Origin of the sequence: Methylobacterium tarhaniae, from assembly GCF_001043955.1 — a bacterium.
GTDB classification, from domain to species: domain Bacteria; phylum Pseudomonadota; class Alphaproteobacteria; order Rhizobiales; family Beijerinckiaceae; genus Methylobacterium; species Methylobacterium tarhaniae.
In genome coordinates this window covers 20,093-28,905 of the sequence record NZ_LABZ01000131.1, presented here as the reverse complement: position 1 = coordinate 28,905, position 8,813 = coordinate 20,093, and the positions used below count along the sequence as shown (strand labels likewise).

Annotated in this window: 8 protein-coding genes; 6 read left to right on the top strand and 2 right to left on the bottom strand. The window is 70.8% G+C overall.

Going from position 1 to position 8,813, the window contains the following annotated elements; translation table 11 throughout:
• Positions 1–56: 56 nt before the first annotated feature.
• A complete protein-coding gene (locus VQ03_RS34680) occupies positions 57–257 on the top strand; it encodes a DUF350 domain-containing protein (protein WP_483428667.1) in 201 nt (66 codons plus the stop codon).
• 10 nt (positions 258–267) lie between these two features.
• Here VQ03_RS34680 and VQ03_RS18965 read toward each other — a convergent pair whose 3' ends face one another.
• Both VQ03_RS18965 and VQ03_RS18960 read right to left on the bottom strand, forming a co-directional pair.
• Positions 268–666 carry a DUF350 domain-containing protein gene (locus tag VQ03_RS18965; RefSeq protein WP_048452454.1) on the bottom strand — a complete coding sequence of 133 codons (399 nt, stop codon included), beginning with the start codon at positions 664–666 and terminating at the stop codon, positions 268–270.
• Between the two features lie 205 nt (positions 667–871).
• Positions 872–1,771, bottom strand: a complete 900-nt coding sequence (locus VQ03_RS18960; protein WP_048452453.1) for a LysR family transcriptional regulator — start codon at positions 1,769–1,771, stop codon at positions 872–874.
• A 212-nt stretch (positions 1,772–1,983) separates the two neighbouring features.
• Between VQ03_RS18960 and VQ03_RS18955 the strand changes: the two genes are divergently transcribed.
• The 5 genes from VQ03_RS18955 to VQ03_RS18935 all read left to right on the top strand — a co-directional run bounded on the left by VQ03_RS18955 (position 1,984) and on the right by VQ03_RS18935 (position 8,733).
• Positions 1,984–3,534 (top strand): ABC transporter substrate-binding protein, encoded by a 1,551-nt coding sequence (locus VQ03_RS18955; protein WP_425350079.1) that lies wholly within the window; start codon positions 1,984–1,986, stop codon positions 3,532–3,534.
• A 10-nt stretch (positions 3,535–3,544) separates the two neighbouring features.
• Positions 3,545–4,459 (top strand): ABC transporter permease, encoded by a 915-nt coding sequence (locus tag VQ03_RS18950; protein WP_048452452.1) that lies wholly within the window; start codon positions 3,545–3,547, stop codon positions 4,457–4,459.
• Positions 4,456–5,388 carry an ABC transporter permease gene (locus VQ03_RS18945; protein WP_048452451.1) on the top strand — a complete coding sequence of 311 codons (933 nt, stop codon included), beginning with the start codon at positions 4,456–4,458 and terminating at the stop codon, positions 5,386–5,388. The genes VQ03_RS18950 and VQ03_RS18945 overlap by 4 nt, the downstream gene beginning before the upstream one ends.
• 44 nt (positions 5,389–5,432) lie before the next feature.
• The gene (locus VQ03_RS18940) at positions 5,433–6,848 is read left to right on the top strand and encodes a M20 family metallopeptidase (RefSeq protein WP_048452450.1); all 1,416 of its coding nucleotides are present in this window, start codon (positions 5,433–5,435) and stop codon (positions 6,846–6,848) included.
• 271 nt (positions 6,849–7,119) lie between these two features.
• Positions 7,120–8,733: an ABC transporter ATP-binding protein gene (locus VQ03_RS18935; RefSeq protein ID WP_048452449.1), complete on the top strand. Its 1,614-nt coding sequence runs from the start codon at positions 7,120–7,122 to the stop codon at positions 8,731–8,733.
• Positions 8,734–8,813: the final 80 nt, after the last annotated feature.

Genomic DNA, 8,813 nt, shown 5'->3' with positions numbered 1-8,813 from the left:
GGCTGCCCGACTTCCTCCTCTATCGCGGCACGGCCGCTTTGCTGACCGGCCTCTAACTGCTGATCTACACCCTCGCCACGGCGCATAACGAGCTGGCGCTTATCCGCCGGGACGTGACGGCCGCCTCCGTCTCGCTCGGCGGCATCCTGGGCGGCTTCACCCTGCCGCGGGCGGTGGCGATCTACAATGCCCGCTCCGTGCTCGACTGCCTGGTCCGGGGGAGGCGCGGGGGCGGGCTCGCTCATGACACTCAGTAGGTCATCACACTCAGTAGGTCATCGAGGCGGCGTTCAGGACGCCGCCGGCGAGGGAGGCGGCGCCGAGCAGGATGGCCGCCGCCATCCGGTCCTCCTCGATCCGCCGCGACAGGTCCGGCAGGACGAGGCGGACCAGCCAGTAGACCGCCACCTGCACCACCAGCGCGACGAGGCCCCAGACCAGGCAGTCGAGCACGGAGCGGGCATTGTAGATCGCCACCGCCAGCGGCAGGGTGAAGCCGCCCAGGCTGCCGCCGAGCGAGACGGAGGCGGCCGTCACGTCCCGGCGGATCAGCGCCAGCTCGTTATGCGCCGTGGCGAGGGTGTAGATCAGCAGATAGAGGCCGGTCAGCAAAGCGGCCGTGCCGAGATAGAGGAGGAAGTCGGGCAGCCCCGCGATCGACGTCATGACGCTGCGCTCCGGCTCGTGCCGCGCGCATCGGTGCAGATGTCTTCGAGCAAATCCGGACGCAAGGTCGGTCGACATCCTATCGACCGCGTCGCTTCGATCGATTCGTGAAGACAGTGTCGCCAAGCCGGCCTTGACCGTCAAGTGCAGCGCCAGACGATGCGGCGACGGCAAGGCCGATCATCCTCGGTCGCGTTGGCGTCCCTTATCCGGTGATCGGCGGCAAGGCCGCCACCAAGTCCGTCAGGAACGCCTGCACGGCCCGTGGCAAGCGCCGGTCGCGCATGGTCTGGACCTCGATGCCCCGGGCCAGGCTGCGGCGGGACCGGATCGGCAGCACCCGGAACTCGCCGCGCCCGACCTGGCCCTGGAGGGCGATCGACGACATCAGGGTGAGGCCGCGCGTGCCGCGCAGGAAGGGCAGGATGGCCGAGAGCACGTTCGCGCTGAGCACCGGCTCGATGGCGATGCCCTCCGCCGCGCAGGCCGCGTCGAGGATGGTCCGCAGGGTGGTGTCCCGGGGCAGGAGCGCGACCGGATAGGCGGCGAGGTCGGGCAGCCCGATCAGGCTTCGCCCGGCGAGCGGGTGGCCGGGCGCGCACAGGGCCACCATGTCGAGGCTGTTGCGGTAGGCCACCGCCGTGTCGGTCGAGGGCTCCAGGCTGAAGGTGAGCCCGATATCGGTGTCGCCCTGCACGACCCGTTGGGTGACCTGGCCCGGCGGCAGCGCGCTCAGGTCGAAGCGGATGCCGGGGTGGCGGGCATGGAACGCCGCGATCACGCTCGGCACGAGGTCGATGGCGAAGGCCTCGGTGGTGGCGATGCGCACCAGGCCGCGCCGCAGGCCGTCCAGCTCCTGGATCTCGGTGACGACCTGGTCGGCGCTCTGGAGCACCTGGTGGGCGTGGCGGGCCAGCAGCTCGCCCGCCTGGCTCAGCACCATCCCGCGCGGCCGGCGCTCGAACAGCAGGCAGGCCAGCTCCGCCTCGAGATTCGCGATCTGCCGGCTGATCGCCGAGGGCGCGACGTTGAGCCGGGCGGAGGCCGCAGCGATCGTGCCCTCGCGGGCGACCGCCAGGAAGTAGCGCAACGCCGTGGTCTGCATCGCCCGCCCCCGCCCCGCATTCCCGTGCCTTGCCGTTTCGGCAACGAGCCTATCGATAAATTCGTCTTGCTGCGATCGGATCTGCGCAACATCCTGGCACGGTGAATTTTGCGGCAGTGCAGCATGACGGGTGACGGCACCCGCGCTGCCCTCGACGATGCGGAGCCGACATGCCGACACGGATCGAAGCGGGCCAAGGACGGGCGGGCGTGATGCGGGCCGGGCGGATGCGCAAGGCCGGTGCCAGCAAGGCCGGTGCCCTTCTGGCAGGCCTCCTCCTCGCCGGGGTCGCAGGTCCCGCGCTGGCGGGCAAGGCCGACGACACCCTGGTCTATGCCTCGGACAGCGAGCCGGAGAATCTCAGCCCCTACCACAACAACCTGCGCGAGGGCGTGATCCTGGCGCGCAACGTCTGGGATACTCTCCTCTACCGCGATCCGGCGACCGGCCAGCACCAGCCGATGCTCGCCACCGCCTGGACCTGGGTCGACCCGGTGACGCTCGACCTCACGATCCGCGACGGCGTGACCTTCCACAACGGCGATGCCCTGACGCCCGAGGACGTCGCCTTCACGTTCAACTACGTGCTGACGCCCGAGGCCAAGATCGTCACCAAGGGCAATGTCGACTGGATGAAGTCGACGGAGGTGACCGGCCCGCACAGCGTGCGCATCCACCTCAAGGCGCCGTTCCCGGCCGCCCTCGAATACCTCGCCGGCCCGACCCCGATCCTGCCCGCCGCCTATTTCAAGAAGGTGGGCCTCGACGGCTTCAGCAAGGCGCCGGTCGGCACTGGCCCCTACCGCATCGTCTCCGTCGAGAGCGGCAAGGCCGTGAAGATGGTGCGCAACGACAAGTACTGGCCCGGTAGCCCGATCGGCAAGGCGAAGATCGGCAAGCTCGAATTCCGCATCATCCCGGACGGCGACAGCCGCATGGCCGAGTTGATGACCGGCGGCGTCGACTGGATCTGGCGCGTGCCGACCGACCAGGCCGAGCAGCTCAAGCGCGACCCGACCCTGACCGTGGTCTCCGCCGAGACGATGCGGGTCGGCTTCCTGCAATTCGACGTGCAGGGCCGCGCCGCGGAGAACTCGCCCCTCAAGGACGTGCGGGTGCGCCAGGCGATCGCCCACGCCATCGACCGTAAGGCGATGGTCGACAACCTGGTGCGCGGCGGCTCCCGGATGATGAACGCGGTCTGCTTCATCGATCAGTTCGGCTGCACCGAGGAGGGCGTGCCGGCCTACGCCTACGATCCGGCCAAGGCGCGGGCGCTGCTCAAGGAGGCCGGCTACGCGAACGGCTTCGACATCGACCTCTCGGCCTATCGCGAGCGCGACTACGCCGAGGCGGTGATCGGCTACCTGCGCGCCGTCGGCATCCGGGCGAAGCTCAACTACCTGCGCTACGCCGCTTTCCGCGACGCGCTGCGGGCCGGCAAGACCTCGATCGGCTACCAGACCTGGGGCTCGTTCTCGATCAACGACGTCTCGGCCTTCACGGGGATCTATTTCCGCGGCGGCGAGGAGGACCTGGCCCGTGATCCGGCGGTGATCGCCGACCTCCAGGCCGGCGACACCAGCACCGATCCGGCGGTCCGCAAGGCCAAGTACGCCGAGGCGCTCAAGCGCATCGCGGCCCAGGCCTATGCGCTGCCGATGTTCTCCTACCCGTCGAACTACGCCTTCACCGCGGACCTGACCTTCACCGCGCAGACCGACGAGGTGCCGCGCTTCTTTGCGGCGACCTGGAAGAAGTAGGAGGGGCGCCATGCTGGGCTTCGCGCTGCGGCGCATCCTCGTCGCGATCAGCGTCGCGCTCACCGTCTCGGTCGCGAGCTTCCTGCTCCTGCACCTCTCGGGCGACCTCGCCACCGCCATCGCCGGACCGGAGGCGACGGGCGAGCAGATCGCGGCGGTCCGCGCACAGCACGGGCTCGACCAGCCGCTCGTGGTCCAGTTCGGAACCTGGGCCTGGCACGCGCTCCAGCTCGATTTCGGACGCTCGTTCTACTTCCCCGAGCAGGTGACCGACCTGCTCGCCGCCCGCATGCCGGTGACCCTGACGCTCGGCGTGATCGCGCTCGCGGTGGCCCTGCTGGTGGCCATCCCCCTCGGGGTGCTGGCGGCGTTCTACCGCGACACCTGGATCGACCGGACGGCGCTGGCCGTCTCGGTGCTGGGCCAGGCGATGCCGAGCTTCTGGTTCGGCCTGACCCTGATCATGATCTTCTCGGTCAACCTGCGCTGGCTGCCGGTCTCCGGCAACGCGACCTGGAAGCACTTCATCCTGCCGGCGGTGGCGCTCGGCTACTACGCCATGCCGGCGGTGATGCGGCTCACCCGCAACGGCATGCTGGAGGTGCTGTCCTCGGATTACGTCCGCACCGCCCGCGCCAAGGGTCTGCCGCCGCGCAAGATCCTGATCCGCCATGCCCTGCGCAACGCCGTGATCCCGGTGATCGCCCTGGCCGCGGTGCAGTTCGGCTTCATGCTCGGCGGTTCGATCGTGATCGAGGCGGTGTTCTCGCTCCAGGGCCTCGGCCAGCTCGCCTGGGAATCGATCGCCCGCAACGACTTCCCCGTCGTCCAGGCGATCGTGCTGGTGCTGGCGATGATCTACATCGCCCTGACGCTGGCCGCCGACCTCCTCAACGCCTTCCTGGATCCGAGGCTGCGCGCATGACCATCCGGCCCGCCTCCCCTCTCGCGCAGGCTCCGGCCTCCGCCCCGGCCGAGACCGTCCTGCCCCCGGCGCGCTCGCCGGCCGCCATCGCGCTCCGGCGCGGCCTGTCCCATGGCGGCTTCCTGATCGGCGCCGGCATCGTCGGGTTCATCGTGCTCGTCGCCCTCGCCGCACCGCTCATCGCCCCGCACGACCCTTACGCCCAGGACGTGTCGCGCCGGCTGATCCCGCCGGTCTGGCACGCCAAGGGCAGCGTCGAGCACCTCCTCGGCACCGACAAGCTCGGGCGCGACTACCTGAGCCGCCTGATCTACGGCAGCCAGATCTCGCTGCTGATCGGCCTTTCCGCCGCCCTGATCTCGGGGGCGATCGGCACGACGCTCGGCGTGCTCGCCGGCTATTACGGCGGCCGGGTCGACGCGGTGGTCAGCTACGTCGTCACCACCCGGCTCGCCATGCCGGTGGTGCTGGTGGCCCTCGCCATGGCCTCGCTGGTCGGCGGCTCGCTCAAGGTGGTGGTGCTGGTGCTCGGCTTCCTGCTCTGGGACCGCTTCGCCGTGGTCACCCGGGCGGCCACCCGACAGGTGCGCAGCCAGGACTTCGTCGCCGCCGCCAAGGCGTCGGGCTTCGGTCCGGTGCGGATCCTCGCCCAGGAGATCCTGCCCAACATCCTCAACGCGCTGATCGTGGTGGCGACCCTGGAGATGGCGCACGCGATCCTGCTCGAAGCGGCGCTCTCGTTCCTCGGGCTGGGCGTGCAGCCGCCGCTGCCGTCCTGGGGGCTGATGATCGCCGAGGGCAAGCAGTACATGCTCTTCCAGCCCTGGGTCATCACCATCCCGGGCGTGGCCCTGCTGATGCTGGTGCTCGGCATCAACCTCCTGGGCGACGGGGTGCGCGACATCACCGCTCCCGAGGGGCGGCACTGAACGCCCCTCCCCTCTCCGCACGCGTAGAACAGAAGAGAGTTCCCATGTCGCGACGCGACGCCATCGCGCTGGCCCACCGGCACTACGACGACGGGGATTTCCTCGCCGTGCTCCGCGAGGCGGTCGGCCTGCCGACCGAGAGCCAGGCCCCGGACCAGGGGCCGGCGCTCACCGCCTACCTCACGCGGTTCATGATCCCGGCCGTGTCGCGGCTCGGCTTCGCGACCCGCCTCCTCGACAACCCGCAGGCGGGACGCGGACCGTTCCTGATCGCCACCCGGCACGAGGGCGACGACCTGCCGACCGTGCTGACCTACGGCCATGGCGACACGGTGCGGAACTACCCCGAGCAGTGGCGCGAGGGCCTGCACCCGCTCCAGGTGACGGTCGAGGGCGAGCGCTGGTACGGGCGCGGTACCGCCGACAACAAGGGCCAGCACCTCATCAACCTCGGCGCCCTCGCGGCGGTGATGCAGGCCCGGGGCGGAACGCTCGGCTTCAACGTCAAGCTCTTGATCGAGATGGGCGAGGAGGCCGGCTCGCCGGGCCTGCGCGAGGTCTGCCGGGCGGAAAGCCAGGCGCTCGCGTCCGACCTCCTCATCGCCTCCGACGGGCCGCGGATCGAGGCGAGCCGGCCGACGATGTTCCTCGGCTCCCGCGGCGGCTATACCTTCGAGCTGGTGGTGGCCTTGCGCGAGGGCGGCCACCATTCGGGCAATTGGGGCGGGCTCCTGCGCAATCCCGGCACCGTGCTGGCGAGCGCCATCGCGAGCCTCGTCGACGGACGCGGAAAGATCCTCCTCGACGCCCTTCTCCCGCCGCCGATTCCCGACGGGGTGCGCGCGGCGCTGTCCGACATCACCGTCGGGGGCGATCCCAACGCGCCGGCGATCGACGAGGGCTGGGGCGAGCCCGGCCTGACCCCGGCCGAGCGGGTCTTCGGCTGGAACACCCTCGAAGTCCTGGCCTTCAAGTGCGGCGACCCGGACGGGCCGCAGAACGCCGTGCCGCCCTCCGCCAAGGCGACGATGCAGCTGCGCTTCGTCGTCGGCACCGACTGGGAGGGGCTGCTGCCGGCGATCCGCGCCCATCTCGACGCCAAGGGCTTCCCGATGGTCGAGGTGCGGGCGACCCGCGGCGAGGTCTTCCGCGCCACGCGCCTGCCGGTCGAGGATCCGTGGGTGGGGTGGGCGCTCGCCTCGATCGAGGCCAGCACGGGCAAGCGCCCGGCCTTGCTGCCCAATCTCGGCGGCTCGCTGCCGAACGACGCCTTCTCGGAGATCCTCGGTCTGCCGACGCTCTGGGTGCCGCATTCCTACCCGGCCTGCTCGCAGCACGCGCCGGACGAGCACCTGCTGGGAGGCCCGACCCGCGAGGCCCTGGGGCTGATGGCCGGTTTGTTCTGGGACCTCGGCGAGACCGGGCCGACGGTGCTGGCCGGGCGCAGGGCGGCGGGCTGACCGGCGGTCCAGCCTGCGCGCCGGCACCGCCGCCCACCATGTCGTTCCGGGGCCGCGAAAGCGGAGCCCGGAATCCACGAACGCGGATGGTTCAGGACAGGGCGGAGAGGCCTCCGCTTCGTTCTGCAGCCCCTGAGCGTCTGGATCCCGGGCTCCGCTACGCGGCCCCGGGACGACGCCGAGGGAAGCAGTCCCGTCGAGGCAAAGTAGACGTTCCGGACAAGACGTCCGTCGATCGAACGCCCGCCCATCGGGCGCACGAGGGCCAGAGATGAGCGAACCGATCGTCCAGATCCGCAACCTGACCCTCGCCCTGCCGCGGGGGGCCGACCGCCCCTACGCGGTCGAGGGCCTGAACCTCGACCTGATGCCGGGCAGGATCCTCTGCGTCGTCGGTGAATCGGGCTCGGGCAAGTCGATGAGCGCCTACGCGCTCACCGGCCTCCTGCCGCGCTCGCTGAAGGCCGCCGGCGGCGAGATCCGGTTCGAGGGCCGGGACCTGCTCCGCCTCGACGAGCGCGCCTGGCGCTCCTTGCGCGGCCGGCGGATCGCGATGATCTTCCAGGAGCCGATGACGGCGCTCAACCCGGTGATGCGCATCGGCGACCAGATCGCCGAGATGTTCGAGGCCCACGACCTGCTCACCCCGAGGGAGCGGCGCGCGCGCGCCGTGGCGCTGGCCGGCGAGGTCGGGCTGCCCGACCCCGAGCAGATCGTCAGGGCCTATCCGCACCAGCTCTCGGGCGGGCAGCGCCAGCGGGCGATGATCGCGATGGCGCTGGCCCTCGAACCCGCGGTCCTTGTCGCCGACGAGCCGACGACGGCCCTCGACGTCACCACCCAGGCCCAGATCCTCAAGCTGATCCGTGACATCCAGCAGCGCCGCAACATGGCGGTCCTGTTCATCACCCACGATTTCGGCGTGGTGGCCGACATCGCCGACCACGTCGCGGTGCTCCAGCGCGGCCGGCTGGTCGAGTCCGGCTCGGCCGAGGCGGTCCTGCGCCATCCTCAACACGCCTACACCAAGGCGCTGCTCGCCGCCGTGCCGAGCCTGACCCCGCCCAAGCGGGAGCCGATCACCGAGGCGCCGATCGCCCTCTCGGTGATGAACCTCGCCAAGACCTACGCCACCCGCTCGGGCCTCCTCGGCAAGCCCCGGGTGGTGGCGGCGGTGAAGGAAGTGAGCTTCGACCTGCGCCGGGCCGAGACCCTCGGCATCGTCGGCGAGTCGGGCTCCGGCAAGTCGACCACGGCGCGGCTGGCGATCCGCCTGATCGAGCCCGACCACGGCACGGTCCGCCTCGGCAGCCTCGACTTCACGGCTCTGGGACCGACGGCTCTGCGCGACGAGCGCCGGCGGATCCAGATGATCTTCCAGGACCCCTTCGCCTCGCTCAACCCCCGCCGCACCGTCGAGCAGATCATCGCCGGCGGCCCCATCGCCCACGGCACCCCGGCCCGCCAGGCGCGGGCCCGGGCGCGGGAACTCCTCGACCTCGTCGGCCTGCCCCAGACCGCCGCCGAGCGTTACCCGAACGCCTTCTCCGGCGGCCAGCGCCAGCGCATCGGCATCGCCCGGGCGCTCGCCATGGAGCCGGACGTGCTCGTCGCCGACGAGGCGGTCTCGGCCCTCGACGTCTCGGTCCAGGCCCAGGTGCTGGCGCTCCTGGAGGATCTGAAAGCGCGGCTCGGCATCGCCATGCTGTTCATCACCCACGACCTGCGCGTCGCCGCCACGATCTGCGACCGGATCGCCGTGATGCACCGGGGCGAGATCGTCGAGATGAACCGGACCGAGGCGTTGTTCCGGGCGCCCGAGCATCCCTACACCCGCAACCTCCTGGCGGCGGTGCCGGGGGCGATGTTCGCGGAATCGGCGTGAGGCGCGGGGGGCGGCGTCCCGGCCGCCCCCGGACACGATCCGGAAACCGATCAGAATCACACTTGCTATAAAATTGCGCG